Origin of the sequence: Streptomyces misionensis, assembly GCF_007896895.1 — a bacterium.
Taxonomy (GTDB): Bacteria; Actinomycetota; Actinomycetes; order Streptomycetales; family Streptomycetaceae; genus Streptomyces; species Streptomyces misionensis_A.
The window spans coordinates 1-25,740 of the sequence record NZ_VOGW01000192.1 but is presented as its reverse complement, the minus strand read 5'-3'; the positions used below and the strand labels follow the sequence as shown (position 1 = coordinate 25,740).

At 71.7% G+C, this 25,740-nt stretch carries 24 protein-coding genes, 1 tRNA gene and 1 pseudogene; 13 read left to right on the top strand and 13 right to left on the bottom strand.

What is annotated here, in order from left to right:
• Positions 1-95: 95 nt before the first annotated feature.
• Together FRZ03_RS35105 and FRZ03_RS35100 are read left to right on the top strand one after the other, a co-directional pair.
• Positions 96-1,247: a Gfo/Idh/MocA family protein gene (locus FRZ03_RS35105; RefSeq protein WP_146469109.1), complete on the top strand. Its 1,152-nt coding sequence runs from the start codon at positions 96-98 to the stop codon at positions 1,245-1,247.
• A gap of 70 nt (positions 1,248-1,317) precedes the next feature.
• Positions 1,318-2,322 carry a Gfo/Idh/MocA family protein gene (locus FRZ03_RS35100; protein WP_146469108.1) on the top strand — a complete coding sequence of 335 codons (1,005 nt, stop codon included), beginning with the start codon at positions 1,318-1,320 and terminating at the stop codon, positions 2,320-2,322.
• Positions 2,323-2,343: 21 nt separating this feature from the next.
• Here FRZ03_RS35100 and FRZ03_RS35095 read toward each other — a convergent pair whose 3' ends face one another.
• From FRZ03_RS35095 to FRZ03_RS35070, 6 genes are all read right to left on the bottom strand, one after another.
• On the bottom strand, positions 2,344-2,538 hold the full coding sequence (locus tag FRZ03_RS35095) for a hypothetical protein (RefSeq protein WP_146469107.1): 195 nt from the start codon (positions 2,536-2,538) through the stop codon (positions 2,344-2,346).
• 120 nt (positions 2,539-2,658) lie between these two features.
• Positions 2,659-3,087, bottom strand: coding sequence for a nucleotidyltransferase domain-containing protein (locus FRZ03_RS35090; RefSeq protein WP_146469106.1), 429 nt, complete (start codon positions 3,085-3,087; stop codon positions 2,659-2,661).
• Positions 3,084-3,986 (bottom strand): sugar phosphate isomerase/epimerase family protein, encoded by a 903-nt coding sequence (locus tag FRZ03_RS35085; RefSeq protein WP_146469105.1) that lies wholly within the window; start codon positions 3,984-3,986, stop codon positions 3,084-3,086. The genes FRZ03_RS35090 and FRZ03_RS35085 overlap by 4 nt, the downstream gene beginning before the upstream one ends.
• Before the next feature lie 2 nt (positions 3,987-3,988).
• Positions 3,989-4,891 (bottom strand): ATP-binding cassette domain-containing protein, encoded by a 903-nt coding sequence (locus tag FRZ03_RS35080; protein ID WP_146469104.1) that lies wholly within the window; start codon positions 4,889-4,891, stop codon positions 3,989-3,991.
• 3 nt (positions 4,892-4,894) lie between these two features.
• A complete protein-coding gene (locus FRZ03_RS35075; RefSeq protein WP_146469103.1) occupies positions 4,895-5,959 on the bottom strand; it encodes an ABC transporter permease in 1,065 nt (354 codons plus the stop codon).
• Positions 5,956-6,975: a sugar ABC transporter substrate-binding protein gene (locus tag FRZ03_RS35070; RefSeq protein WP_146469102.1), complete on the bottom strand. Its 1,020-nt coding sequence runs from the start codon at positions 6,973-6,975 to the stop codon at positions 5,956-5,958. Before FRZ03_RS35070 ends, FRZ03_RS35075 begins: the two co-directional genes overlap by 4 nt.
• 349 nt (positions 6,976-7,324) lie before the next feature.
• Between FRZ03_RS35070 and FRZ03_RS35065 the strand changes: the two genes are divergently transcribed.
• The 3 genes from FRZ03_RS35065 to FRZ03_RS35055 are packed head-to-tail and all read left to right on the top strand — an operon-like array spanning position 7,325 to position 10,493.
• Positions 7,325-8,638 carry an ABC transporter substrate-binding protein gene (locus FRZ03_RS35065; protein WP_146469101.1) on the top strand — a complete coding sequence of 438 codons (1,314 nt, stop codon included), beginning with the start codon at positions 7,325-7,327 and terminating at the stop codon, positions 8,636-8,638.
• Positions 8,639-8,646: 8 nt separating this feature from the next.
• Positions 8,647-9,609, top strand: coding sequence for a carbohydrate ABC transporter permease (locus tag FRZ03_RS35060; RefSeq protein WP_146469100.1), 963 nt, complete (start codon positions 8,647-8,649; stop codon positions 9,607-9,609).
• Positions 9,606-10,493, top strand: coding sequence for a carbohydrate ABC transporter permease (locus tag FRZ03_RS35055; protein WP_146469099.1), 888 nt, complete (start codon positions 9,606-9,608; stop codon positions 10,491-10,493). Before FRZ03_RS35060 ends, FRZ03_RS35055 begins: the two co-directional genes overlap by 4 nt.
• Positions 10,494-10,554: 61 nt before the next feature.
• On the opposite strand, the gene FRZ03_RS35050 is transcribed toward FRZ03_RS35055, so the two are convergent.
• From FRZ03_RS35050 to FRZ03_RS35040, 3 genes are all read right to left on the bottom strand, one after another.
• Complete coding sequence (locus FRZ03_RS35050; protein WP_146469098.1) at positions 10,555-11,613, bottom strand: CU044_5270 family protein; 1,059 nt, start codon at positions 11,611-11,613, stop codon at positions 10,555-10,557.
• Positions 11,610-12,236: an RNA polymerase sigma factor gene (locus FRZ03_RS35045; protein ID WP_146469097.1), complete on the bottom strand. Its 627-nt coding sequence runs from the start codon at positions 12,234-12,236 to the stop codon at positions 11,610-11,612. The genes FRZ03_RS35050 and FRZ03_RS35045 overlap by 4 nt, the downstream gene beginning before the upstream one ends.
• Before the next feature lie 124 nt (positions 12,237-12,360).
• The gene (locus FRZ03_RS35040; RefSeq protein WP_146469096.1) at positions 12,361-13,380 is read right to left on the bottom strand and encodes a LacI family DNA-binding transcriptional regulator; all 1,020 of its coding nucleotides are present in this window, start codon (positions 13,378-13,380) and stop codon (positions 12,361-12,363) included.
• 227 nt (positions 13,381-13,607) lie between these two features.
• Between FRZ03_RS35040 and FRZ03_RS35035 the strand changes: the two genes are divergently transcribed.
• The 3 genes from FRZ03_RS35035 to FRZ03_RS35025 all read left to right on the top strand — a co-directional run bounded on the left by FRZ03_RS35035 (position 13,608) and on the right by FRZ03_RS35025 (position 18,978).
• The gene (locus FRZ03_RS35035; RefSeq protein ID WP_146469095.1) at positions 13,608-16,811 is read left to right on the top strand and encodes a glycosyl hydrolase 115 family protein; all 3,204 of its coding nucleotides are present in this window, start codon (positions 13,608-13,610) and stop codon (positions 16,809-16,811) included.
• Between the two features lie 16 nt (positions 16,812-16,827).
• Entirely contained in the window at positions 16,828-18,165 is a 1,338-nt protein-coding gene (locus tag FRZ03_RS35030; protein ID WP_146469094.1) for an SGNH/GDSL hydrolase family protein, read from the top strand.
• Positions 18,166-18,297: 132 nt separating this feature from the next.
• Positions 18,298-18,978, top strand: coding sequence for a pyridoxamine 5'-phosphate oxidase family protein (locus tag FRZ03_RS35025; RefSeq protein WP_146469093.1), 681 nt, complete (start codon positions 18,298-18,300; stop codon positions 18,976-18,978).
• An 18-nt stretch (positions 18,979-18,996) separates the two neighbouring features.
• On the opposite strand, the pseudogene FRZ03_RS35020 reads toward FRZ03_RS35025, so the two are convergent.
• A pseudogene (locus tag FRZ03_RS35020) lies at positions 18,997-19,160 on the bottom strand (ATP-grasp domain-containing protein); the annotation flags it as partial.
• 102 nt (positions 19,161-19,262) lie between these two features.
• A complete protein-coding gene (locus tag FRZ03_RS35015; protein ID WP_146469092.1) occupies positions 19,263-20,228 on the bottom strand; it encodes an NAD(P)-dependent alcohol dehydrogenase in 966 nt (321 codons plus the stop codon).
• Positions 20,229-20,329: 101 nt separating this feature from the next.
• Between FRZ03_RS35015 and FRZ03_RS35010 the strand changes: the two genes are divergently transcribed.
• Positions 20,330-21,010: a TetR/AcrR family transcriptional regulator gene (locus tag FRZ03_RS35010; RefSeq protein ID WP_146469091.1), complete on the top strand. Its 681-nt coding sequence runs from the start codon at positions 20,330-20,332 to the stop codon at positions 21,008-21,010.
• Between the two features lie 108 nt (positions 21,011-21,118).
• Here FRZ03_RS35010 and FRZ03_RS35005 read toward each other — a convergent pair whose 3' ends face one another.
• A complete protein-coding gene (locus tag FRZ03_RS35005; protein ID WP_146469090.1) occupies positions 21,119-21,997 on the bottom strand; it encodes a helix-turn-helix transcriptional regulator in 879 nt (292 codons plus the stop codon).
• 199 nt (positions 21,998-22,196) lie between these two features.
• Here FRZ03_RS35005 and FRZ03_RS35000 point away from each other — a divergent pair, with 199 nt between their 5' ends.
• The 3 genes from FRZ03_RS35000 (at position 22,197) to FRZ03_RS34990 (ending at position 25,075) form a co-directional block, all read left to right on the top strand.
• Positions 22,197-23,051 (top strand): SDR family oxidoreductase, encoded by an 855-nt coding sequence (locus tag FRZ03_RS35000; RefSeq protein ID WP_146469089.1) that lies wholly within the window; start codon positions 22,197-22,199, stop codon positions 23,049-23,051.
• A gap of 215 nt (positions 23,052-23,266) precedes the next feature.
• The gene (locus tag FRZ03_RS34995) at positions 23,267-24,226 is read left to right on the top strand and encodes an NAD-dependent epimerase/dehydratase family protein (RefSeq protein ID WP_146469088.1); all 960 of its coding nucleotides are present in this window, start codon (positions 23,267-23,269) and stop codon (positions 24,224-24,226) included.
• Positions 24,227-24,367: 141 nt separating this feature from the next.
• Entirely contained in the window at positions 24,368-25,075 is a 708-nt protein-coding gene (locus tag FRZ03_RS34990) for a TetR/AcrR family transcriptional regulator (protein WP_146469087.1), read from the top strand.
• A gap of 242 nt (positions 25,076-25,317) precedes the next feature.
• Here the strand turns inward: FRZ03_RS34990 and FRZ03_RS34985 are convergent.
• A tRNA-Pro gene (locus FRZ03_RS34985) sits at positions 25,318-25,391 on the bottom strand.
• A gap of 105 nt (positions 25,392-25,496) precedes the next feature.
• Between FRZ03_RS34985 and FRZ03_RS34980 the strand changes: the two genes are divergently transcribed.
• Positions 25,497-25,740 (top strand): DUF309 domain-containing protein (locus FRZ03_RS34980; RefSeq protein ID WP_146469086.1); only part of this gene is annotated, 244 nt, incomplete at its 3' end.

The window sequence follows — 25,740 nt, the reverse complement described above, 5'->3', positions numbered from 1 at the left end:
AAAGGGTTGACAGCCCCGCCATGTCCGAACAAAGGTGAACCGGCAGGGAGATGGACCGGTCCAAACAGCGGGGCCGGGACCGGAGAGGGGCTGCCATGGTGGACGAACTGGGTGTCGCCGTCGTCGGTTTCGGCTGGATGGGCCGGGTGCACACCCAGGCGTACGCCCGGCTCCCCCACCACTACCCGCGGCTCCCGCTGCGGCCCCGGCTGATCGCGGTCGCCGACGAGGTGCCGGGGCGGGCCGAGGAGGCCGCCGAGCGGTACGGGTTCGCCGCCGCGACCCGCAACTGGCGGGAGGTGGCCGCCGACCCCCGGGTGCGGGCGGTCAGCGTCACCGCGCCGAACTTCCTGCACCGGGAGATCGGGGTGGCGATGGCCGGGGCCGGCAAGCATATCTGGATCGAGAAGCCGGTGGGGCTGACCGCCGAGGACGCCCGCGCGGTCGCGGACGCGGCCGGCGAGGCCGGGGTGCAGAGCGCGGTCGGCTTCAACTACCGCAACGCGCCCGCCGTCGAGGCCGCCCGCGAGCTGATCGCCGCCGGCGGGATCGGCACCGTCACCCATGCGCGCATCCGGCTGTTCAGCGACTACGCCGCCCATCCGGACTCCGCCCTGACCTGGCGCTACGAGCGGCTGCGCGGCGGTCGCGGGGTACTCGGCGACCTGGCCTCGCACGGCGTCGACCTGGCCCGCTTCCTGCTCGGCGAGATCGCCGCGCTGACCGCCGACACCGCGGTCTTCGTCCCCGAGCGGGCCCTCCCGGGCGGCGCCACCGCGGGCCACGCCCGCGCGGCCGGCGGTGCCCGGGGACAGGTGGAGAACGAGGACTACGTCGGCTGTCTGCTGCGCTTCGCCTCCGGCGCCCGGGGCGTCCTGGAGGCCTGCCGGGTCTCGGTCGGCGAGCAGAACAGCTACGGCTTCGAGGTGCACGGCACCGAAGGAGCGGTGTCCTGGGACTTCAGGAGGATGAACGAATTCGCGGTCGGCCGGGGCACGGACTACCAGGACCAGCCGATGAGCACCGTCTACGTCGGCCCCGGCGCCGGGGAGTTCGCCGCGTTCCAGCCGGGCGCGGCCAATGCGATGGGCTACGACGACCTCAAGGTCATCGAGGCCTACCGGTTCGTGCGCTCCATCGCCGAGGGCACGCCGTACGGCACGACGCTCGCGGACGCGGTGCGCGCCGCCGCCGCACTGGACGCGATGGCGCGGTCCGCCGAGAGCGGCACGTGGGTGCGCCCGTAGGGCGCCTCCTCCCCCGAACCAGACATCCCCGACGACCCGGACCTTCCCGACCAGCCAGGAGTGGCAACCCATGCGTATCGGAATCCTCGGCCTCGGCCGCATCGGCGCCTTCCACGCCGAAACCCTCTTCGCGCTCGACGTCGTCGAATCCCTGGTGGTCGCCGATCCGCTGCCGGACGCCGCCAAGGCCGCCGCCGACCGGTTCGGCGCCCAGATCGCCCACTCGCCCGAGGCGCTGCTGGCCGCCGGGGTGGACGGGCTGGTCGTGGCGGCGGCCACGGACGCCCATCCGGCGCTGATCCGGGCCGGCGTCGAGGCCGGTGTCCCGGTCTTCTGCGAGAAGCCGGTGGCCCGCACCATGGCGGAGGGCCTCGCGGTGCGCGACGCGGTGCGCGGCGGCGCGGTGGCGGTCCAGATCGGCTTCAACCGCCGCTTCGACGCGGGCTTCGCCGCCGCGCGGGAGGCCGTGCGGGCGGGCGCGCTGGGGACGCTGCACACCGTGCGCTGCACGACGCTGGACCCGGCGCCGCCGCCGGCCGCGTACATCGCCGCCTCCGGAGGGATCTTCCGGGACTGTTCCGTGCACGACTTCGACGTCATCCGGTGGGTGACGGGCCGCGAGGTGACCGAGGTGTACGCGGTCGGCGGCAACCGGGGGGCCGGCTACATCGGCGAAGCCGGTGACGCCGACACCACCGGCGCGCTCCTCACCCTGGACGACGGCACGATCGCGGTGGTCTCCAACTCCCGCCACAACGGCCGTGGTTACGACGTGCGGATGGAGCTGCACGGTTTCACCGACGCCCTCGCGGTCGGCCTGGACGACAAGCTGCCGCTGCGCTCGGCCGAAACCGGGACGAACTTTCCGGCCGGTCCCCCGCACGACTTCTTCATGGACCGCTTCGCCGCCGCCTACCGGGCCGAACTCGCCGCGTTCACCGAGGTGGTGGCCGGTGACCGGCCGTCGCCGTGCACCGTCGAGGACGCGCTGGAGGCGGGCTGGATCGCGGAGGCCTGCACGCTCTCGCGGCGTGAGCACCGCCCGGTGCCGCTGGCGGAGGTGCGGCGGGCCTGACGCCGCGCGCCGGGGCGCGGGTCAGCCGCAGTAGCGCACCAGCCATTCGTCCGCGTGGTAGCGGTCCCGGGCCGGGTCCGGCAGGGTCGCCGGCCTGGTCTCGACCGTGTCCTCGGGGCGTATCCGCTCGGGCAGCGTGCCGAAGCGGTCGCGGCGCAGGGCGGCCGCGTCGGCCGTGTCCGGTGCCGTCTTCCGGGGTTCTGTGCGGTGTGTCATCTCGTCCTCCCGTCTGCGCGGGCGTCCCCCGTCTTCTTCTCCAACGCTCGCTGCCCCGGGTTGGTTCCCGGCCGCGCCGGGGGCGAATCCGTCGTGGTTGCGCAGGAACCCGCGCGCGGCTCACGGACGGCAGCGGGCGAGCAGCGCGGCGAGGATGCCCAGCGGGTCGTGCAGCACGCGGGCGCCGTCGGTGACGACGCGGTGGGTACCGGGATCGACGGGGTCGGTCCGCGCCCAGTCGGGGGTGCCGATGCCGAACTCGACCTCCAGACCGCTGGACAGGGCGTAGCGGCGTTCGGTGACCGGGCCCCAGACGCGGGTGCGCAGGGGGTCGCCGAGGGCGAGTTCGGCGGCCCAGGCGTCGGCGAAGTAGTGCGCGGGGTCCGTCGTCAGCAGGACGAGGTCCACGTCCGAGTCGGGGCGCGCGGCACCGCGGGCGTAGGAGCCGACGAGGAGCAGGCCGGCGAGGTCCTCGCGGCGCGTGGCCCACCGGGTGACGCGGTCGATGAACTCCCCTGCCTCCGCGAGGCGCTGCGGGGTGATGCTCATGCCCCGCACGACCGCAGGAACCGCCGGGTCCGTTCCGCGATCGGCAGGGGGCGGTCCGGCTCGCAGGGGTACATGTCCTGTTCCACGATGGCGAAGAGGTCCACGCCGAGCTTCTGGGCCGCTTCCAGGACGGGGCCCAGCTCCGGTACGCCGTGCGGTGGTTCGCACATGACGCCGCGCTGGACGGCGGGCCCGAAGGGCAGCGACCGGGCGACGACGTCGGCGAGGACCGCGGGATCGACCTGCTTGAGGTGCAGATAGCCGAGGCGCTCGCCGTAGGTCTCGATCAGCCGGACGCTGTCGCCGCCGCAGTAGGCGTAGTGCCCGGTGTCCAGGCAGAGGCCGACCAGTGCCGGGTCGGTGGCGTCGAGGAAGCGCGCGACGTGGGCCTCGGTGTCGATGTGGGTGTCGGCGTGCGGGTGGACCACGATGTCGAGGCCGTACGTCTCCTTCACCTCGCGGCCCAGGCGCTCCATGCCCCGGGCGAGGTGGCCCCACTGCTCGGCCGTCAGCTCGGGCGGCTCCAGGATCTCGGCGGTCTTGTCGTCCCGCCAGAAGGACGGGATCACCACCAGGTGCCGGGCGCCCATCGCCCGGGTGAGGGCGGCGACCCGGCCGACGTGGGACCAGGTGTCGGCCCAGACGGCGGGGCCGCGGTGCAGTCCGGTGAAGACGGTGCCCGCGGAGACCTTCAGGCCCCGGCGGGCCACCTCCTCGGCGAGCCGGGCGGGATCGGTGGGCAGATAGCCGTAGGGGCCGAGTTCGATCCACTCGTACCCGGCCTCGGCGACCTCGTCCAGGAAACGGTCCCAGGGCACCTGCCGGGGGTCGTCCGGGAACCAGACGCCCCAGGAGTCGGGGGCGGAGCCGACCCGGATGTGGTCGAGGACGTGGGGCATGGTCAGGGGTTCCCTTCGGGAAAGGTGTCGGCGATCGGCGGCTCCTCGGCGAGCCCGTCGGTTCTCACGCCGCCCGCCTGCGCCAACTCGTGTTTGAGGGCGGCGAGTTCGGCACCGCCGGCCATGTGGTCGGTCAGCTCTTCGAGGGTGATCTCGCCGCGGTCGGCGGACAGTTCCAGGGTGCCGAGGCGCAGCACGCCGAAGTGGTCGCCGACCAGGTAGGCGTGGTGGGGGTTGTGGGTGATGAGGACGACGCCGAGGCCGCGCTCGCGGGCGGCGGCGATGTACTTCAGCACCACCCCGGACTGCTTGACGCCGAGCGCGGCGGTCGGCTCGTCCAGGATGAGGACCCGGGCGCCGAAGTGGACGGCGCGGGCGATGGCCACGCACTGGCGCTGGCCGCCGGAGAGGGTGCCGACGGGCTGCTCCAGGTCGTCCAGGACGATGCCCATGCGGCGCAGTTCCCGGTCGGCGGTCTCCTTCATCCGGGCGATGTCCAGGCGGCGCAGCGGCCAGGGGCCCTTGGTCGGTTCGGAGCCGAGGAAGAAGTTGCGCCACACGGGCATCAGGGGCACGGTCGCCAGGTCCTGGTAGACCGCGGCGATGCCGTGGTCCAGGGCCTCGCGCGGGGTGCTGAAGCGCACCGGCCGGCCGTCGACCAGGAAGTCGCCCTCGGTGTGCCGGTGCAGCCCCGAGATGATCTTGATCAGGGTGGACTTCCCGGCGCCGTTGTCGCCGAGCACACAGGTGACCCGGCCGGCCCGGACGGTGAGGTCGACGCCGTACAGGGCGCGGACGTTGCCGTACGTCTTTCCCGCCCGGCGCAGTTCCACCAGGGGCGCGTCCCCGGCGGCGGGGGCCTCGGGCGGGGCGGTGCCGTGGGGGCCGGCTGTGGTGTCGTTCATCGGTTACCTCCGCGTCGCCGTGCGCCGGACCCACAGGTTGATCAGGACGGCGCCGAGCAGCATCACGCCCAGGAAGGCCTTGAACCAGTCGGGGTTCCAGCCGGCGTAGACGATGCCCTGGTTGACCATGCCGAACATGAAGGCGCCGAAGAGCGGCCCGATCGCGGAGCCGTAGCCGCCGGTGAGCAGGCAGCCGCCGATGACGGCCGCGGCGATGTAGATCAGCTCGTTGCCGACGCCCTCGCCGGACTGCACGGTGTTGAAGGAGAACAGGTTGTGCATGCCGACGAACCAGGCGCCGAAGCCGACCAGCATGAACAGGGTGATCTTGGTGAACCGCACCGGGACGCCGACCGCGCGGGCGCTGTCCTGGTCGCCGCCGACGGCGAAGACCCAGTTGCCGTACTTGGTGCGCAGCAGCACCCAGGTGGCGAGCGCGGCGTAGACCAGCCACCACACCACGGTGATCTTCACCTGGACGCCACCGACGTCGAAGGAGGACGCGAAGATCTTCTTCGCCTGGTCGAAGCCGTCCATGTCGCTGATGTCGTCGGTGGCGACGTTGCCGGTGACCAGCTTGGTGACGGCGAGGTTCACGCCCTGGAGGATCAGGAAGGTGCCGAGGGTGACCAGGAAGCTGGGCAGCCCGGTCCTGACCACCATCCAGCCGTTGAAGGCGCCGATGGCGAGCGAGAGGACCAGGGCAACGATCACTCCCGTCCACACGTTCAGGCTCAGCTGGTAGCCGAGCATGCTCGCGGTGAGCGCCGAGGTGATCACGGCGACGCCGGACGACAGGTCGAACTCGCCGCCGATCATCAGCAGGGCGACCGGCAGCGCCATGATGCCGATGGTGGAGGACTGGTAGAGGACCGTGGCCATCGACCCGCCCTGGCGGACCGACGGCGCGACGATCAGGAAGAAGACCAGGACGGCTGCGGCGCCGAGGAAGACGCCCACCTCGGGCCGGGCCAGCAGCCGCAGCGCCAGGGGGCGGCGGGCGGTGCGGCCGTCCGCCTCGCGGGGTCCGGGGGCCGGCGGTGCCTCGACGGCCCCCGGACCCGTCACCGGGTCCCCTTCGCGGCGAACCCGGCGACCTTGTCGACGTTGGTCCGGTCGACGAACGCCGGGCCCGTGAGGACCGGCTGGACGCCGCCGCCGCTGTAGTTGCCGTTGTTCTTGTAGAGCCAGAGCGAGTCGACCGCCAGATAGCCCTGGAGGTAGGGCTGCTGGTCGACGGCGAACTCGACGCTGCCGTTCTGCACCGCCTTGACCAGGTCCTTGTCGAGGTCGAACGTGGCGACCTTCGCCTTGCCGCCGGCGTCGCCGACCGACTGCGCCGCGGTGGCGGCGAACGGGGCGCCGAGGGTGACGACGGTGTCGATCGCGGTGTTCTGCTTCAGTTTCGCCGTGATGGTGGCCCGCACGGAGGGCATGTCCGTGCCGTTGACGTACAGCGTCTCGGTGGTGCCCTTGAAGGTCTTCTTCACCCCGTCGCAGCGCTGGGTGAGGCCCACGTTGCCCTGCTCGTGGATCACACAGACGACCTTCTTGGCGCCGGCGGTGTTCAGCTTGTCGCCGAAGGCCTCGCCGGCCACGCTCTCGTCCTGCCCGAAGAACTCCATCAGTCCGAGCTTCTTCCAGTCGGCCAGCCCGGAGTTGAGGCCCACCACCGGTATGCCCGCGCGCTCCGCCTTGCCGAGCACGTTCCGCATCGCGTCGGGCTTGGCCAGGGTGACGGCGATGCCGTCGACCTTCTGGTCGACCGCGTTCTGCACCAGGTTCGCCTGGTTGCCCGCGTTCGGGTCGGCCGAGTAGACGAGCTTGATGTTGTCCTTGGCCGCCGCGGCCTCGGCGCCCTTGCGCACGGTGTCCCAGAAGGTGTCGCCGGGCGCCTGGTGCGTGACCAGGGCGACGGTCATCCGGGGGGTGTTCGCCTTGCCCGCGGAGTCGTTCGCCGCGGCCTGTTCGGCCTTCTTGCCACCGTGGCCGCTGGAGCAGCCGGTGAGGGCAAGCGATGCGGCGGCGGCCACGGCCACCAGCGGAACCAGCCTGCGGGGGCCCGGACGGGAAGAGCGGTCCATCGTTGCTTGCACCTCGCTGTGCGTGCGACGGGAAGGGGGCGCTGTTGCGTCGGGAGGCGATCCAAGTCCCTGCCGGACCCGCTGTCAAGACTTTGTCCAGACATAGTTTCACCCGTAAGTTATGATGTAAGGACAAGTCACTCCATGGAAGCCATGGGGTGACAGGCGGCGGCGGTCACGTTTCGGGCAAGACAACTCCCGTTGTGCACCCACCTCTTGACGCCCATGCGGCGCCGCGGCTGTGATGACGGTCACACTGTTCGGTCGAGTTGGTTTATGAGCGGTTCCGACAAGTCCGCGGCGATCGACTCACCCCCGTGGCCGAACCCTGTATCCCTCGGGAGCCGCCATGCGTCCGTCCCACCCCGGTCCGTCCGTCCCGTCTCCCAGCCGTCGCTCCCTGCTGCGCGGGGCGGGCTCCGCCGCCCTGCTCGCCGGGGCCGGCACCCCCCTGCTCGCCGCCTGCGGCGGCAGCGGTTCCGCCGCCGACCCGAAGGCCGTCACCGTCGGCTCCAACGCCTCCGACGCGGTGCCGAAGAAGGCCTTCGCGAACGTCTACGCCGCCTTCCGGAGGCAGTCCGGGATCACCGTCCGGGTGAACACCAAGGATCACAACACCTTCCAGGAACAGATCAACTCCTACCTCCAGGGCACCCCCGACGACGTGTTCAACTGGTTCGCCGGGTACCGCATGCAGTTCTTCGCCGCGAAGAAGCTGGCCGCGCCGATCGACGACGTGTGGGCACGGATCGGGGACAACTTCCCCGACGCGATGAAGAAGTTGAGCAAGGGCGAGGACGGCACGTACTACTTCGTGCCGATGACCACCTACCCGTGGGCGGTCTTCTACCGAAGAAGCGTCTTCACCCGGTACGGGTACGAGGTCCCCGCCACCTGGGACCAGCTCGTCGCCCTGTGCAAGCGGATGAAGAAGGACGGCCTCGTCCCGATCGCCTTCGGGGACAAGGACGCCTGGCCCGCGATGGGCACCTTCGACCAGATCGACTTCCGGCTCAACGGCTACGACTTCCACGTGCGGCTGATGGCGGGCAAGGCCTCCTGGACCGACCCGAAGGTCAGGGCCGTCTTCGACCACTGGGCCGAGCTGCTCCCCTACCACCAGGACGGTTTCATGGGCCGTACCTGGCAGGACGCCGCCCAGTCGCTGGCCGCCCGGAAGGCCGGCATGTACCTCCTCGGCTCCTTCGTCGCCCAGCAGTTCACCGACAGGAGCGCCCTGGAGGACCTGGACTTCTTCCCCTTCCCGGAGATCGACCCCGCCCACGGCCTGGACACGGTGGAGGCGCCCACCGACGGCTTCATGGTGAGCAGGTCCCCGAAGAACCGCGCGGGCGTGGTGAGACTGCTCGAGTACCTCGGCACCCCGGCCGCCGAAGAGCTGTACCTCAGGACCGACTCCAGCGTGGTGGCCGCCTCCGGCAAGGCGGACACCTCCGCCTACTCGCCGTTGCAGAAGAAGGCGTTCGCCATGATCAGCGGCGCCAGGAACCTGACCCAGTTCATGGACCGCGACTCCCGGCCCGACTTCACCTCCACGGTGATGCAGCCAGGACTGCAGAAGTTCCTGCAGAATCCCCAGGGCGTGGACGGCCTGCTGGCGTCCATCGAGCGCCAGAAGAAGACGATCTTCGCGTCCTCGTGAGCGCCCCCATGACGAGCGAGCCGTCGCGAGCGGCCGCCGCGCCGCCTCCCGGCACCACGCGCGCGACACGCGAGACGACGAGGCGGCAGCTGCTGACCCGGCGCGACCGGATCACGCTGGCCGTGATGGCGGGCGTGCCCACGGTGCTGCACGTGGCCCTCGTGTGGGTCACCGCGCTCGCCTCCGTCGCCCTCGCCTTCACCACCTGGGACGGCATCGGGTTCGACTCGATCAGATGGGTGGGCCTGGACAACTTCCGCCAACTGTTCGCGGACAACCCGCAGTTCTGGCCGGCCGTCGAGCACAACGTCGTCTGGTTCGCCGTACTGATCCTGATCCCCACACCGCTCGGTCTGTTCCTCGCCGTCCAGCTGGACAAGCGGATCCGGTTCAGCCGGGTCTACCAGACCGCGTTCTTTCTGCCGGTCGTCATCTCCATGGCCTGCATCGGATTCGTCTGGCAGTTGGTCTACAACCCCGACACCGGGCTGATCAACAGCATCATCGGGGCGAACAGGCCCGGGCACTACATCGACTGGATCGGCGACCCGCACCTGAACCTGTGGGCCGTCCTGGTCGCCGCGTCCTGGCGGCACACCGGCTACATGATGATCCTGTACCTGGCCGGGCTCAAGAGCGTCGACCCGTCGCTGCGCGAGGCCGCCGCGCTGGACGGCGCGGGCGAGTGGCAGGCGTTCAGGAACGTGGTCTTCCCGACCCTGCGGCCGACCAACACGGTCGTCCTCGTCGTCACCATCATCGAGTCGCTGCGCGCCTTCGACCTGGTCTTCGTCTTCAACAAGGGCGCGCAGGGCACCGAGTTGCTGTCGATCCTGGTGACCGGCAACATCATCGGCGAGTCCAGCCGCGTCGGGTACGGCTCCGCGATCGCCGTCGTCCTGCTGGTCGTCTCCCTCGCCGTGATCATCCCGTATCTGATCGCCACCTTCCGCAAGGAGCGCCGGGCATGAGCGCCTCCACCCTCCCGCCCAAGCGCCGCGCCCCCGTCCGCCCGGCCCGGGTGGTGCTGCACGTCTTCCTCGCCGGCACGGCCCTGGCGTGGCTGGCGCCGCTGCTGTGGGCCGTCTTCTCGGCGCTGCGGCCGTACGCCGAGACCAGCGCCAAGGGGTATGTGTCCTGGCCGGACCGGCTGACCTTCGAGAACTTCACCCACGCCTTCCGGCAGTCGGACATGCTGCACTACTTCGGCAACACGCTGGTGATCGCCGTACCGGCCGTGCTGCTGACCCTGTTCCTGTCCTCCTGCGTGGCCTTCCACGTCAGCCGCTTCGACTTCCGGCTCGACCTGGCCCTGCTGCTGGTCTTCACGGCCGGCAACCTCCTCCCGCAGCAGGTGATCATCACCCCGCTGTACCGGCTGTACCTGCTGACGGACCTGCCGGGCATCACGGCGAGCGGCAAGCTCTACGACTCCGCGCTCGGTCTCGTGCTGATCCATGTGGCGTTCCAGTCCGGGTTCTGCGCGTTCGTGCTGAGCAACTACATGCGCTCGCTGCCGCACGAGCTGACCGAGGCCGCGCTGGTCGACGGGGCGTCGGTGTGGCGGCTGTACTGGCAGATCACGCTGCCGCTGTGCCGACCGGCGATGGCGGCGCTCGCGACCTTGCTGTCGATCTGGATCTACAACGACTTCTTCTGGGCCCTCGTGCTGATCTCGACCGGCGCGAACATGCCGGTCACCTCGGCCCTGAACAACCTCTCCGGCCAGTACTTCACCGACCCGAACCTGGTCGCGGCCGGCTCCCTGCTGACCGCGATCCCGACCCTGGCCGTGTACTTCGCGCTCCAGCGGCAGTTCGTCGGCGGGCTGACGCTCGGCTCGAACAAGGGGTGACCCCCGGGCCGGGTGCCGCGATGCCTGCCGCAAAGGCCGTGGCGGGCATCGCGGCCGGTCGTCAGGCGGTGCGCGTGCGGTCCCCGTCGGCGGGCCGCTGTCCCGCCTCGTCGACGACGGCGTGGGCCAGTTCGGCCGTGCCGGACAGCAGGGTCCCGGCCTTCCCGTACGACGTGTCCCTGGTCAGGTAGGTGCGGGCGCCGAGGAAGACGTAGTCCTTCGCGTCGAAGACCCACTCGGTGCGTACGCCGTAGCGCGTGTCGTCGCGGACGATGCCGAGACCCTGCCGGCCGATCACGTCCCGTGCCTCGGCGGTCCGGCGGACGCCGGGGATCTCGGCGGCGGCCCGGTAGAGGGCGGCGGCCGTGCGAGGCGGCATCACCCCGCCGAGCAGGCTGCCGATCTGCTCGAACACCGCCTGGTCGCGCTGGCGTCGCTCGGCCTCGGGCGTCTTGGCGTACAGGTAGTCGAGCAGCCGGCCGGGGTCGGTGGGCAGTGAGCCGAGCCAGCGGTAGGTGGGACGGCCGAGGCCGGCCGGGGTGCCTTCGGTGTCGCCCAGCTGGGCGTTGATGGGCAGGGTCTCGCCGTCGACCCGGAACAGTCCGAGCTTGTGCAGCGGTCCGGGTTCCTGCGCGAGCCACGACTCGTAGTCCTTCAGCGGGCCGACGACGGCCTTGCCGCTGGTCACGTCGGCCTCCCGGATCTTCTCCCGGGTGTACACGAACTGGTCGTCGCGCACGGTGGGCGTGTCGTGCCGTGCCGCGGCGGCGGAGATCCGGTGCAGCAGGGCCGCGGCGGGCCGCGACTCCGTGGCCGTCGCCGCGGTGCCGCCGTGGGCCCGCCCCTCGGTGCCGGTCATGGCGACGCCCGCGGTCAGCGCGCCGGCCAGGGCCAGCGCGGTGGCCGACGCGACGAGTACGGGCCTGCGCCACGGGGTGCGCCGGACGGGTTCGGCGGCCGCGGCGGACGCGGCCCGGTCGTGGTCGATGTGGTGCATGAGCAGTTCCTTGTGCCGTAGGTGCTGCTCGCGCGTGAGGTCCCGGTCGGCCGGGGCCGGCAGCAGACGGGCGATCTCGTCGCGGTCGTCGGGCCGGTTCCGGGAAGCGGTGCTGTCGGTCATGTGAGTTCCTCCCGCACGGGCAGGGCCGCGAGCGCGGCCGCACTGGTTGTCTCTCCGCGGCGGACTCGGGGTTCCCGGCCGCTTTCGTCGGCGAGCCGGGCGAGCTTCCGGCGGGCGCGTGACAGCCGGGACCGCACGGTGCCGACCGGGATGCCCAGCGCCTCGGCCGTCTCCTGGTAGTCCAGGCCCGACCACACGCACAGGACCAGCACCTCCCGTTCCGGGCGCCGCAGTCGGCCCAACGCCGCCTGTACGGCGCGCAGTCGGCGCGCGTCGTCGATCCGCGCGGCGGTTCGGGCGGCGAAGTCCTCCACCTCGCGCGGGGACTGGCGCGCCAGGAACAGCTGCCGCCGGCGGGCGCCGCGGCGCGCGTTGTCGGCCTTGTGGGTGGCGATGCCCAGCAGCCAGGGCAGCAGTGAACCACCCTCCTCCTGGACCCGGTCCCGCGAGCGCCACGCGGTCAGGAAGGTCTCCGACATGACCTCTTCGGCCGTCGACCAGTCACCGGTCAGCCGCAGCGCGTGGTTGTACACGGCCCGGGCGAAATCCTCGTAGAGCAGGGCGAACGCCTCGCGGTCCCCCTCGCGCACGCGGCGGCGCGTGTCGTTGTCTGACTTGTTCACATCCACTTCTCTCCGCACGCACCCGGCGGTTCCCGTGTCCTGCGTCACTCCGACGAGGCCGGCGGCGACCACACGGGGACCGGCTCGCCCAAACGCGGCGGGCGCCGTACCGCACGGGGAGTGATCAGCGGGGCACGGGGCCGGTGCTGCTGCGGACCACGAGCCGGGTGGCGAGTTCGATGTGCGGGCTCTCCAGGGTCTCGCCCTGGATCAGCCGCAGCAGCGTACGCGCGGCGACCTGGCCCATCTCGTCGAGCGGCTGGCGGACGGTGGTGAGCGGCGGTGGGGACCACTGGACCTGGGGCAGGTCGTCGAAGCCGACCACGCTGAGGTCGTCCGGGATGCGCAGCCCGTGCTGCCGGGCCGCCTCGTAGACGCCGAGCGCCATCTGGTCGCTGGACGCGAAGATCGCGGTCGGCGGGTCCGCGAGGCCGATCAGCCCGGTGCCGGCGCGGAAGCCTGCCTCGTGGGAGAAGTCGCCCTGCCGGACGAGCCGGTCGTCGATCTCCGCACCGGAGGACTCCAGCGCGGCCCGGTACCCGTCCAGGCGGGCCCGGCTGCACAACAGCGTCGGCGGGCCGGTGATGACGCCTATGCGGCGGTGCCCGAGGGCGAGCAGGTGCTCGACGGCGCTGCGCCCGCCGGCCCAGTTCATGGCGCCGATCGTCGGTATGCCGTAGGTGGGCACCCCGGCCGGGTCGACGATGACGGTGGGCACGCCCAGGCGGCGCAGCTCGGCGTGGAGTTCGGGCGCCAGGTCCGAGGTCACCAGGATGACGCCGTCGGAGGCCCGCGCCCGCAGGTTGACCAGCCACTGCCGGGCGGAGGTGCTGCGGTGGTGCACCGCGGAGACCACGGTGCCCAGGCCCGAGGCGTGCGCCACGTCCTCCACACCGCGCAGGATCTCCACGGCCCAGGGGCTGTCGAGGTCGTTGAAGACCAGGTCGATCAGTTCGGCCCGGCCGGCGGGCTGCGCGGCGCGCCGCCGGTAGCCGTGGTGGGCCAGCAGTTCCTCGACCCGGCGGCGGGTCGAAGGGGACACATCGGCGCGCCCGTTGAGCACCCGGGAGACCGTCGGCAGGGACACGCCCGCCTCCCGGGCGATGTCCGCGATCGTGACGCGCCCCGCGTCCTGTGCTGCCATCCGAGCCTCCTCGCCTGCGCTCCTCAGCATAGGCAATCGCCGCGCGCGGCCCACGGGGGTGCCGGACCGGGCCGCCTCTGCTGTCAACCCAGCGCCCGCACGGGGCAGTTGGTGCCGCGCGTATTGACGGCCGGTCGGCCCGTCCCTAACGTTTCGCGACAACTTCCGGAAATTTTCCGGAAACAGTATCCGCGAAAGGGGCGCTTGCGGGCCCCACGGAGGGCGGCATGGATTCTGCGCGGCGCGGGCCCCACCCGACACGACCCGGCACCGACATGAGCCGGCGAACGGCACTGGCCCTCGGAGCCGGACTCACCGCACTGGCGACCCCCGCCGCCTCGCTGCTGGGCGCGGCCGGGCCCGCCGTTGCGGGTACGTCCGGGAGTCCGGCGCGGCCCACCGACCCCGGCGCGTACATCACCACCTCACGCGGGCCCGGCACCTTCCCGCTCGTCGAGCGCGGCGCGGCCACCCCCCTCGTGGTCAGCGCCGACGACCACCCGGGCGTCGTCCGCGCGGCCGGTGACCTCCAGGGCGACCTCCAGCGGGTCACGGGCGTCGAGCCGGACCTGTCCCACACCCTCCCGGCGGGCCGGCGCGAGGTCGTCCTCATCGGCACCCTCGGCAAGAGCCCGCTGATCGACTCCCTGGTGGCCGCGGGCAAGCTGGACGTGACCGGGATCGCGGGCAAGTGGGAGACCTCCCTGGAGCAGGTGGTGGACGACCCGCTGCCCGGAGTCGACCGCGCCTTCGTGATCGCCGGCAGCGACCAGCGCGGCACCGTCTACGGCGTCTACGACGTCAGCCGCGGCATCGGCGTCTCGCCCTGGTACTGGTGGGCCGACGCCACCCCCGTCCACCAGGACCTGCTGCACGTCCGGCCCGGCCGCCACACCCAGGGCACGCCCGCGGTCAAGTACCGGGGCTTCTTCATCAACGACGAGAACCCCGCGCTCGGCACCTGGGCCCCGGCCCGGTTCGGCCCCGGCCTGGCCCCCGGCCACCCCGACGGCTTCAACCACGCCTTCTACGCCAAGGTCTTCGAGCTGATGCTGCGCCTGAAGGCCAACTACCTCTGGCCCGCGGTGTGGGGGCGCGCCTTCGCCGAGGACGACCCGGAGAACCACGCCACCGCGACGGCGTACGGCATCGTCATGGGCACCTCCCACGAGGCGCCCATGATGCGGGGCATCGAGGAGTGGAACCGGCACGCCGTACCCGCCGTGCGCGACGCCCAGGGCAAGGTCGTCACCCCGGGCAGCGACCCCTACGGCGGCACCGGCGAGTGGAGCTTCCGGCACAACGCCGAGGCCATCAAGGCGTACTGGGCGGACGGCATCCGCCGCAAGGTGCGCGAGGGCTTCGAGGGCGTGGTGACCCTCGGCATGCGGGGCAACGGCGACACCGCGCTGCCCGACGGCGACGGCATCGACCTGATGCGCGGCATCGTCTCCGCCCAGCGGCAGATCATCGCCGACGTCACCGGCAGGCCGCTGTCCGAGACCCCGCAGGTGTGGACGTTCTACAAGGAGGTCCAGCGCTACTGGGAGCAGGGGCTGCGGGCGCCCGACGACGTGACGGTGGTCTTCACCGACGACAACTGGGGCAATCTGCGCCTGGTGCCGGACCCGTCGCTGCCGCCGCGCGAGGGCGGTTACGGCCTCTACCACCACTTCGACTACGTCGGCGCGGGCCGCAACTACAAGTGGGTCGACACCGCCAACCTGGCCAATGTCTGGGACCAGCTCAACCAGGCCTGCACGTACGGCATCCGGCAGCTGTGGATCGTCAACTCCGGTGATCTGAAGAGCAACGAGCTGCCCACGCAGTTCTTCCTGGACTACGCCTGGGACCCCGCCCGGTGGCCGGTCGAGAACCTCACCGAGTGGCTGGAGCACTACGCGCGACAGAACTTCGGGCCCGAGCACGCCGCCGCCATCGCCGCGGTGCTGGGCACGTACGGGCGTCTCCAGGCCCGCCGCAAGCCCGAGTTGCTCAACCGCAGGATCACCGTGGACCCGGCCAAGGACCTGGCCACGGACCCCTCCGCCGTCGTCTACGACGACCAGGCGACGCCGTTCAGCATCACCGACTACCAGGAGATGGAACGCGTCACGCAGGAGTGGCGGGAACTGTCCGCCGCGGCCGAGCGCATCGAGTCCGCGCTGCCGGCGGACCGGCGGGACGGCTACTACGAGCTGGTGCTGTACGCGGTGAAGGCGACCGCCAACCTCTACGCCCTGCGCCAGGCCCAGTTCACCAACCTCCTGTACGCCGCCCAGGGCCGGACCACCACCAACTCGCTCGCCACGGCCGCCGAGTCGTACTTCCGTACCGACAAGGCACTCGCCGACCGCTTCAACAACACGGTGGCGGACGGGAAATGGAAGGGTTTCCAGACCCAGCCGCACATCGACTACGGCGATGTCGCCCGGTACGGCCCGGACGCCCCCTGGCAGCAGCCGCAGATCGACAACGCGGCCATCCCCGACGTGATCTTCCCGGCGGTCAAGCGGATCACCCCGGCCACGGGTTCCCGGATGGGGGTCGCCGTCGACGGCTGCGACCAGGCGTGGCCCGGCTCCGCGGCCGACTGCGCGCTGCCCGCGCTCAGCCCGTACGCCACCGGACCCGCCCCCTGCATCGAGATCTTCAACCGGGGGACGGCACCCTTCGAGTACCGGATCACGACCGGGGTCCCGTGGCTGTCCGTGGACGCGACGAGGGGGCGGGTCGACGGCCAGGTGCGGGTCGCCGTGCGGGCCGACTGGTCCCGGGCGCCCAAGGGCAGGCGCAGTGTGCCCGTCACCGTCACCGGCCCCGACGGCGAGCGGGTGACGGTGCGGGTCCCGGTGGACAACCCGGACGTGCCCCGGCGGAGCCTGCGCGGATTCGTGGAGGCGGGCGGCCACGTCTCCATCGAGGCCGACCACTACGGCCGCGCCCACGGCGGGGGCGTCGTCTCCTGGCGGCGCATCCCCGGCATCGGCAGGACCGGCTCGGGCATGGAGCCCTTCCCGGTCACCGCGCCCCGGCAGACACCGGGCGGCGACGGCCCCCGGCTGGAGTACCCCGTCACGCTCTTCACGACCGGACCGCTCACGGTGTCGGCCTACCTCTCGCCCCGGAACAACATCCTGGCGAGCGACGGCCTCACCTACGCCGTCTCCTTCGACGACGACCGGCCGCAGTCGGTGAACATCACGAAGGCCACCGGCTCCGACGACGGCACGATGAACATGCAGTGGCAGCGGAACACCTCCGACAACGTCAACGTCACCGCGACCACGCACCGGATCACCCGGCCCGGGCTCCACGTTCTGAAGTTCTGGATGGTCGACCCCACCGTCGTCCTGCAGAACCTCCTCGTGGACACCGGCGGGCTCAAGCCCAGTTACCTCGGCCCGCCCGAGAGCCTCCGGCTGCGCTGAAGGAGGGAACCGGATCATGGCCCGAACATCCGCACTCGTGGCGAGCCTGGCCGCCGCGGCCCTGCTCACCGTCACCGGTGTCGCCGCGTCCTCCGCGGCCGGCGGCGCACGCCCGGTGAGCACGGCCCGGATCGCCGCGGCCGGGCACTGGGTGAACACCTGGACCTCGACGCCCCAGCTGACCGAGCCGGGCAACATGCCCCCGGCGCCGTTCACCCGGCCGGGCCGGGTCTTCGCCGACAGCACGGTGCGCCAGACCGTGCACGTCTCGGTCGGCGGGACGCATCTGCGGCTGCGCTTCTCCAACGCGTTCGGCGGCGCGGCGCTGCCCATCACCGCGGTGTCGGTGGCGCTCCCGGACGGCGGTCGCGCCGGGTCCGGCGCCGTCCAGCCGGGCAGCGCTCGGAAGGTGACCTTCGACGGCCGCTCCTCGACGGTGGTCCCGGTGGGCGCGGAGGCCGTGTCCGACCCGCTGGACTTCGGCCTGCGGGCGGGCAGCAATCTCACGGTGACGCTCTATCTGGCCGACGGCCAGGCGTCGGACGACATCACCTCGCACCCCGGCTCCCGGACCACCTCGTACATGGTGAACGGGGACCACGTGGACGACGCGGACCTCGGCGGGGCCGCGACCACCGCCCATTGGTACTTCCTGAGCGGGGTGGAGGTCTGGTCGAAGAGCGGCACGGCGGCGGCCGTCGTGCTGGGCGACTCGCTGACTGACGGCCGGGGCTCCACGACCGACGGCAACGACCGGTGGACGGACCGGCTTCTGACCCGGCTGCGGTCCACGCCCCGCACCGCCGGTGTCGCGGTCCTCAACCAGGCGGCCGGCGGCAACCGGGTGCTCAACGACGGTCTCGGACCCAATGTGCTGGCCCGCTTCGACCGCGATGTGCTGGCGCAGAGCGGGGTGAGGTGGCTGGTCCTCTTCGAGGGCGTCAACGACATCGGCACCGCCGACGCCACCGAGGCCGCACAGCGGCAGGTGACGGCGGATCTGCTCGCGGCCTACGACCAGATCGTGGTCCGGGCGCACGCGCAGGGCATCCCCGTGTACGGCGCCACGCTGACGCCCTTCGGCGGGAACACGGACTACGACGACCCGAACGGCTACCGCGAGGCGGCCCGGCAGGCCGTCAACCGCTGGATCCGCACCAGCGGCCGCTTCGACGCCGTCCTCGACTTCGACCGGGCGGTCCGCGATCCGAGCCGACCCCGGCGGCTTCTGCCGTCGTCGGACGTCGGCGACCATCTGCACCTGAACCCCGCCGGGTACCGGGTGCTGGCCGACGCGGTACCGACCCGGCTGTTCGGACCGGACCGTCCCGTACCGGACTTCGGCCTTCACTGACCCGACCAGCACAAGGGATCTCGTCGCCTCGACCCTCTCTTCCGACGATTTACGAAGATCCATGGCGCTTCTTCGGCGGAATCAGTACTCTCCCGTCGTCACCACCTCCCATGCCCCGGAAGGGAAGCGCCCATGAACTCCGGTCGTCCCGAACGGCAGTTGCCGGTCACCGAGCGCACCCGGCACCGCCGTCTGCGGGAGCAGGGCAGCCTGGACCGCGACCGGCTCGACGCGATCCTGGAGGCGGGCTTCGTCTGCCATCTGGGCGTCGAGGTCGAGGGGACCGTGATGGTGGTGCCGACCGTCTACGGGACGGACGGCACCACCCTGTACCTCCACGGCTCGGTGGCCGGCCGCAGCATGATCGCCTCCCCCGCCGCCACGGTCTGCGTCACGGTCACCCACGTCGACGGACTCGTCCTGGCCCGCTCGGTCTTCGAGCACGGGGTCAACTACCGCAGCGCCATGATCTTCGGCACCCCTCGCCTCGTCACGGACCCCGACGAGAAGCTGGCCGGCCTGCGCTGCCTGACCGAGCAAGCCGCCCCCGGCCAGTGGGACTACGCCCGGCGCCCCCACCGCAAGGAACTCGCCGCGACGGCCCTGCTGGCCCTCCCCCTGGACGAGGCCTCCGTCAAGATCCGCGAGGGAGCCCCGGACGACGGCGCCGGTCCGGACGCCGAACTCGGCCTGTGGGCGGGTGTCCTCCCCCTGCACACCACGTGGGGCGAGCCGGACCCGGACCCCCTCCTGCCGGAGGGCGTGGAGGCCCCCGCGCATGTGACGAGGCGGGTTGGCGGTCCGGCGAACTGAGCGGACATGCTCAGGGCCGGCAGCGCGCGGCAGGTCGATGCCGGTGGCGAGGCGGACAAGGTGGCCGATCATGTCCCGGCGCGGCGACCGTTGACCTCGATGAGGCGCGGCCGGCCGTGGACGAGGCGCATCTCGATGCGGCCGACGCCGTTGGCAGCACGCAGCACGCAGCACGCAGCACGCAGCATCAAATGCGATCGCGACCGGGTCGAGCCCTGGAACCGCTCGACTGGCTCGACCAGCACGACATCCCTCGGGAGCTTGTCAGCACCTCCGCAGACGTCCTACGCGACCCTGACCACGTACTTGCCCTGGACGCCGCCCGCCTCCAGCGCCCGGTGTGCCGCTGCCGTCTCCTCCAGGGGGAAGACGGTGTCCACCGCAGGGCTCAGCTTGCCCTCGACCACATGCCGGGCCAGGTCGTCGAAGTCCGCCCGCGTGGGGTTGCCGCTGAAGAAGCGCACCCGGCCGTGTCCGTGGACCGTGCCCGCCGCGAGGTGGCCGAGCGACGCAGCGGGCCGTTTCAGGTCGAAGGCGATGGTGACCATGCGCCCGCCGGGATTCAGCAGGCGCCGGAAGGCCCGCAGGTCGGTCCCCGCGGTGTCCAGGACCACGTCGAAGCGGCCCAGTTCCGCCGGCCGCACGGTCCGGTGGTCGACGGCCTTGTGCGCGCCGAGCCCGCGGACGAAGTCGAGGTTGGCCGCACGGGCCAGGGCCGTGACCTCTGCGCCGTACGCCTGTCCGAGCTGGACGGCGGCGTTGCCGACACCGCCCGCCGCGCCCCGGACGAGGAGTCGTTCGCCGGGGCGCAGCCCGGCTTTGTCCCGCAGCGCGGTGATGGCCGTGGTGGCCACCGGCAGCGCGGCGGCGTCCACCGGGTCGAGGCCGTCGGGGAGCCGGCCGACCCGCTCGGCGGGCACGGTCACGTACTCGGCGGCACTGCCGAACCCGGAGGTGCGGCCCAAGACCCCCCATACGAGGTCGCCGGCCGCGAACCGTGTGGCTCCGGCCCTCAGTGCGGCGACCTCGCCGGTGAAGTCCAAGCCGACGCGCTTGGGGAATCTCCGGCCGCTCAGGAGGCGGAGACGGCCGGCACGGACTGCCAGTTCGCCGCCGTTGACGCTGAACGCGCGCACCTTCACCAGGATCTCGCCGGGGGCCGGCTCGGGGCGTGGCACGCGGGCCGTGTAGAGCACATCGGGGCCGCCGTAGCGGTCGTAGAGCACTGCCTTCATCATGCGGTCGTTCATCGGGCTGCCTTTGCCGCCGGGGGCCGTACAGGGATCTGGCGTCGACCGTAAGCTCCTCGGTGGACGCGATCGTCCGCTTGGACCGGAAGCGAGAGACAGTGATGGCGGAATCCTCTCGGATCACAGCCCGGGACGGGGTGCGGGCGGACGCCCGGCGCAACCGGGAGCGCGTCCTCGCCGCCGCCCGTGCGGTCTTCGCGGAGCGCGGGATCGACGCCCCGATGGCGACCGTGGCCCGGCGGGCCGGGGTCGGCGTGGCGACGCTGTACCGGCATTTCCCGACCCGGGACGCCCTGGTGAGAGGCGCGTTCGCGCAGCAGATGGAGACCTGCGCGCGGGCGCTCACCGAGGCTCTGGCCGCCCCCGACCCGTGGCAGGGCTTCCAGCAGCTGGTCGAGACGGTCTGCGCTCTGCAACGGGAGGAACGCGGGTTCCCGGCCGCGTTCGTCGCGGCCTTCCCGGAATGCGCGTCGGAACACGCGCAGTCCCGGCAACGAGCCGAGCGGGACTTCACGACCCTGGTACGCAGGGCAAAGGCGTCGGGCGCGCTGCGGGCCGATTTTCACCCTTCCGATCTCGCCGTGGCCCTGTTGGCACACTGCGGTCTGGTGACCGCCCTACCGGACGACGGCGCAGCGTCCCGGCGCCTGGTGGCCTATCTGCTCCAGTCGTTCCGCGCCGACCCGGCCGACGAACCGCTGCCCCCGCCGACTGCGCTGACACTGCGCAGCCTCCCCCTTGCAGCTGACAGTTCCCAGGGACAGCGGCCCCCCAGAGCCTGACACCTGCTCGCCACCGCCGGCGTCACCGTCAAGCCGTCGTCCACGCCGGGCAGCACATCCGCGCCTGTCGGCCGGCACGCCGGCGGCTCACAAAGGGGGTCCCCCGGATCAGTCGCGCGACCGGTCCGGGGAGGTCGACGGCTCCGCCAAGGTCCATGACGCCAACAGGCTCAGCGCCTGGGCGGACGCCGACCGGGGTTCGGCGGTGTAGAGGAACAGGGTGGTCTCGCTGTCGCCAGGAAGCGAAAGCGTTTCGTATTCCACGGTGAGCTCGCCGACCAAGGGGTGCCGGAGCCGCTTGGAACCGTGCGTGCGCTGGTGTACGCGGTGCTGCCGCCACCAGTGGTCGAAGTCGTCGCTCAGTTCCCGCAACTCGGTGACAAGCGCCTGCGTGGCCTGCCGCTCCGATGCGCGGGCCGCGTCCAGGCGCAAGTTCTCCACCGCGGCACGGGCCTGCACCTCCCAGTCGACGAACAGTTCGCGCGCGTCCCGGTCGAGAAAGAGCCAGCGGGTGTAGTTGCGCTCAGCGACCGGCATGGCCTCGAAGTCCGCGAACAGGGCTCTGGCCATCCGGTTCGCGCCCAGGACGGCGGATCGACGCCCCAGGATGAGGGCGGGAACAACGTCGTCCAGGGAATCCAGCAGCCGATGGAGCCCGGAGCGCAGACGCTGGACGCTGGGCGGACGGGACGGGGGGCGGGTGTCGGTGATGCCGACGAGATCCCTGAGGTGGGCAAGGCTTGCCGCGTCCAGTCCCAGGGCGTGCCCGATGGCCTCGATGACGGCGGGGGACGGAGTGATGGGGCGGCCCTGCTCAAGACGGGCGTAGTAATCGGCGGAGACCCCCGCCAGGCGGGCGACTTCCTCTCGCCGAAGTCCAGGCACGCGCCGGACCCGTCCGTCCGGTGGCAGCCCCGCCCGCTCGGGATCGCACTGGGCACGGGAACGCTTGAGGAAATCGGCGATTTCACGGTTGACGGCAGCCATGAAAACAAGTCTGTCTCACGAAAAACGACAAGGGCCCTCTCCAAGAAGGGCCTGTCAGTCCTGGTCTGCCGCGTCCTAGGGCGCACAGGGCACCTCATGGCCCCGAAAGCCGCTCTCCGGCGAACCACGATTGAGTCAGCGCCGGAACAGCAGCCCTGGTCCGGTTCCCCGTCACCGCACTGACAGAAGAGGAACACCCATGCCTGCCACCGCCCCCGCCACCTGGTTCATCACCGGCACCTCCCGCGGGATCGGGCTGGAGCTGGTCCGTCAACTGCTCGCCCAGGGCGACAACGTGGCCGCCACCACCCGCTCCACTGAACGCCTGACGACCGCGCTGGGCAGCACGGTCGACACCAGTCGGCTCCTCGCGCTGACCATGGACCTGACCGACGAGACACAGGTCGAGAACGCCGTGCACCGGACCACCGAGCGATTCGGCCGTCTGGACGTCGTGGTGAACAACGCGGGTTACGGCTACCTCGCGGCCGTCGAGGAGACCACCGCCAAGGACGTACGGGACATGCTCGACGTCCAGGTCGTCGGCGTATGGAACGTGCTGCGCGCGGCGTTGCCGGTCATGCGTGAGCAGCGCGCGGGCCGTGTCGTCAACGTCTCCTCGATCCTGGGTCTGACCACGATGCCCGGGTGGGCCCTGTACTGCGCGGGCAAGTTCGCGCTCGAGGGGCTGAGCGAGGCGCTCGCCGCCGAGGTCGCCGACTTCGGCATCAAGGTCACCGTCGTCGAGCCCGGCTATTTCCGCACCTCCTTCCTCACCACCGACTCGCTGGCCCTGCCCGCCGAGACCTCGGAGCACTACCCGGCCGTGCGGACCATGGTCGAGGACCATCTCAAGCTCCAGGGACGCCAGCTCGGCGACCCGGTCAGGGGAGCCGCCGCCATCATCGAACGCGCCGGCCTCGACGACGGCCCCCTGCGCCAGCTGCTGGGCTCCGACGCCCACGCCTACGCCACCGCGAAGGTCGACGCCCTGCGCGCCAACCTCGACGCCACCGCCGCCTGCGCCGCGGCCACCGACTTCCCCGAAGCCTGAGCACGCGTCGCGGCCGGCGGGGCCCGACGTACGGACGACGGCCGGAGACGTCCTCCGGTTCCGGCCGTGCCCCAGGCCCGCCCAGGGCGCTTGGAGGCTGCCCACCGTCACTCGACCCAGACCGCGATACCTACACGCTGGAGTTATGAGGTATAACTTAGGCGTTGAGCGATAACAGCCAAGGGCTTCGTCGCCCCTGCCGAAGGGATCACGTCATGACTGCAGCACCGGGTGCACTCCACACCGTTCTGGGGGCCGGGCCCGCCGGCACGTCCCTCGCCCTGGAACTCGCGCGCCGCGGGCACGCGGTCCGGCTCGTCGACCGCGTCGGCGCCGGTGAACCGCTGGACGGCGTCGAGCGGCTCGCCGGGGATGTCAGCACGGCGGACGGGGCGCTCGCCGCGATCGAGGGCGCGGGCGTCGTCTACCACTGCGTCAACGTCGCCTACCACCTCCAGGTCGACGTCATGCCCGGCATCCAGGAGGCAGTCCTGGGCGCGGTGGCGCGCTCCGGCGCCCGTCTGGTCGTCCTGGACACGCTGTACCCCTACGGCGAGACGCACGGCGAGGTCATGACGGAGGACACGCCGTGGCGGGCGACCACAGCCAAGGGCAAAATGCGTGCCGCGCTGGACGAGAACTACCTCGCCGCGCACCAGGAGGGCCGCGCAAGGGTCGCGCTGGGGCGCTCGGCCGACTTCGTCGGGCCCCGGGTGCTGAACTCGACGCTGGGCGGGGCCGTCTTCCCGGCCGCGCTCACAGGCGGCGAGGTGCCGGCACTGGGCGACATCGACCTCAAGCACAGCTACACCAGCATTCTCGACGTGGCCCGGGGCCTGGCCACGCTCGGCGAGAACCCGTCAGGAGACGGCCGGGTCTGGCACCTGCCCACCGCCCCCGCCCGCACGACACGCGAGATCTTCACCATGCTGGGCGACCTGGTGGGCCACCCGCTCCAGATCGCCGCGATGGACGAGCCGCGCCCCTTCGGACCGTTCGACGAGACGTTCATGAACTCCTACGCCGAGCTGTTCTACCAGCACACCGAGCCGCAGATCATGGACTCCACCGCCTTCCAGCAGAAGTTCGACCTCGAACCCACCCCGATCGAGAACACCCTGAGCCAGACCCTGGAGTGGTACCGCGGCTTCCTCACCGACGAGCACAAGGGCTGACCGGGCAGGGGGTATGCGCCCGGAAGTCCTCTACCGTCAAGGGCCGGGAGAGGGCTTCGTCGTATCGCGCCGGCGATAGGGTGACGCATACGATATGAGCTGGACCGTGTAGTCCGGCGCGACCGGCGACAGGAGGCGGGAATGACAGTCCGCGTGGACAGTCCGCGTGCGCGGTACCGGGAGCAGACCCGCTCGGAGATCAAGGCAGTGGCCGTACGGCAGCTCGCCGCCGGCGGCATCGAGAGCGTGGCGCTCCTGCGGATCGCGAAGGAGATCGGGTTGTCCGGCCCGGCGCTCTACCGCTACTTCGCCAGCCGAGACGACCTGCTCGCGGAGCTGGTGCTCGATGCCTACCAAGGCGCGGCCGCAGCCGTCCACGCGGTGGACGTCGAGGGCGGTGGGCGGGCCGCGCTCCACGCCCTGACCAGCGCCTATCGTGCGTGGGCCATGGCGCAGCCACACCTGTACCTGCTCATCCAGGGCACCCCGGTGGCGGGCTTCACGGCTCCGGCCGAGACCGTGCTGAAGGCGCGCTCCGTCCTGGGCCCCTTCCTGTCCGTCTTCACCCAGGGGCGGCCGTTGGTCTCCGTGGACCCGCTCCTCGCGCAGTTGCGCGTATGGCTGCACGACAAGCCCGAGGTGGCGGCCTGGGTCCAGGAGTGGACGGGGCAGCCCGCCGACACATCCGCCGCGGCCATCGCGCTGACCGGAGCAGTGATGACCTGGCCGCAGATGCACGGCACGGTCAGCCTGGAGGTCACAGGCCAGTTCGCCGGCATGGGACACGACCCCGCCACCCTGCTCGACGTCCAGACGGCACTCCTGGCCGACACCTTCCAACTTCCCTGACCGCCAGGAAACCCCCCTGAAGGCCGATGTGGCGCTCCCCGGCGAGCGCCACATCGGCCAGGGGAGCGGCCGGCTTGTGCGGGCGGCCGGCGGCCTCTGTGCCGAGAGACTTCCAGGGCCCGGAGTCCCGTCAGCCGGTTCCCGGACAGCATGCGAACCAGCTTCTCCGGTCCCTGGCGGCCTGTCATGCAAAAGGCCGCTGACCTGGGAATTCTCCCGGCCAACGGCCTTTCCGACTCACGTCGGGACGACAGGATTTGAACCTGCGACCCCTTGACCCCCAGTCAAGTGCGCTACCAAGCTGCGCCACGTCCCGATGCGCGACTCGCGGTGATCCGCGTGATCGCGCGGACAGCACTTTACCGCACGTACGGGGGTGTGCCGAAAACGGGCCGGAACGGGGCGGGGGACAATCGGTCGTATGACGAACGCGGACGAGCCGGCGGGCCGGGACCGGGACACGGAGGGGCGGGCCCGCAACGCGCGGCCCCGGGACGGACTCGGCCGGCCGCTGGCGTACGGCGCGCAGGGGGTGCCGCGGCAGCCGGAGGGTGTCGTACGGGCGCCGCGCCAGACGGTGGCCGAGGCACAGGCGCTGCTGGGCGCGGGCCGGCCCTTCCACGCGCACGAGGTGTTCGAGGACGCCTGGAAGTCGGGGCCCGATG

Bases quoted from the DNA above. Each gene is read 5' to 3' on its own strand.
- FRZ03_RS35080 (WP_146469104.1), bottom strand. From the start codon at position 4,891: ATGAACGACACCACAGCCGGCCCCCACGGCACCGCCCCGCCCGAGGCC.
- FRZ03_RS35010 (WP_146469091.1), top strand. From the start codon at position 20,330: ATGGCGGAATCCTCTCGGATCACAGCCCGGGACGGGGTGCGGGCGGAC.
- FRZ03_RS35040 (WP_146469096.1), bottom strand. From the start codon at position 13,380: ATGGCAGCACAGGACGCGGGGCGCGTCACGATCGCGGACATCGCCCGG.
- FRZ03_RS35015 (WP_146469092.1), bottom strand. From the start codon at position 20,228: ATGAACGACCGCATGATGAAGGCAGTGCTCTACGACCGCTACGGCGGC.
- FRZ03_RS35030 (WP_146469094.1), top strand. From the start codon at position 16,828: ATGGCCCGAACATCCGCACTCGTGGCGAGCCTGGCCGCCGCGGCCCTG.
- FRZ03_RS35095 (WP_146469107.1), bottom strand. From the start codon at position 2,538: ATGACACACCGCACAGAACCCCGGAAGACGGCACCGGACACGGCCGAC.
- FRZ03_RS35085 (WP_146469105.1), bottom strand. From the start codon at position 3,986: ATGCCCCACGTCCTCGACCACATCCGGGTCGGCTCCGCCCCCGACTCC.
- FRZ03_RS35055 (WP_146469099.1), top strand. From the start codon at position 9,606: ATGAGCGCCTCCACCCTCCCGCCCAAGCGCCGCGCCCCCGTCCGCCCG.
- FRZ03_RS35025 (WP_146469093.1), top strand. From the start codon at position 18,298: ATGAACTCCGGTCGTCCCGAACGGCAGTTGCCGGTCACCGAGCGCACC.
- FRZ03_RS34990 (WP_146469087.1), top strand. From the start codon at position 24,368: ATGACAGTCCGCGTGGACAGTCCGCGTGCGCGGTACCGGGAGCAGACC.
- FRZ03_RS35100 (WP_146469108.1), top strand. From the start codon at position 1,318: ATGCGTATCGGAATCCTCGGCCTCGGCCGCATCGGCGCCTTCCACGCC.
- FRZ03_RS35050 (WP_146469098.1), bottom strand. From the start codon at position 11,613: ATGACCGACAGCACCGCTTCCCGGAACCGGCCCGACGACCGCGACGAG.
- FRZ03_RS35035 (WP_146469095.1), top strand. From the start codon at position 13,608: ATGGATTCTGCGCGGCGCGGGCCCCACCCGACACGACCCGGCACCGAC.
- FRZ03_RS35105 (WP_146469109.1), top strand. From the start codon at position 96: ATGGTGGACGAACTGGGTGTCGCCGTCGTCGGTTTCGGCTGGATGGGC.
- FRZ03_RS35065 (WP_146469101.1), top strand. From the start codon at position 7,325: ATGCGTCCGTCCCACCCCGGTCCGTCCGTCCCGTCTCCCAGCCGTCGC.
- FRZ03_RS35070 (WP_146469102.1), bottom strand. From the start codon at position 6,975: ATGGACCGCTCTTCCCGTCCGGGCCCCCGCAGGCTGGTTCCGCTGGTG.
- FRZ03_RS35000 (WP_146469089.1), top strand. From the start codon at position 22,197: ATGCCTGCCACCGCCCCCGCCACCTGGTTCATCACCGGCACCTCCCGC.
- FRZ03_RS35005 (WP_146469090.1), bottom strand. From the start codon at position 21,997: ATGGCTGCCGTCAACCGTGAAATCGCCGATTTCCTCAAGCGTTCCCGT.
- FRZ03_RS35060 (WP_146469100.1), top strand. From the start codon at position 8,647: ATGACGAGCGAGCCGTCGCGAGCGGCCGCCGCGCCGCCTCCCGGCACC.
- FRZ03_RS34995 (WP_146469088.1), top strand. From the start codon at position 23,267: ATGACTGCAGCACCGGGTGCACTCCACACCGTTCTGGGGGCCGGGCCC.
- FRZ03_RS35090 (WP_146469106.1), bottom strand. From the start codon at position 3,087: ATGAGCATCACCCCGCAGCGCCTCGCGGAGGCAGGGGAGTTCATCGAC.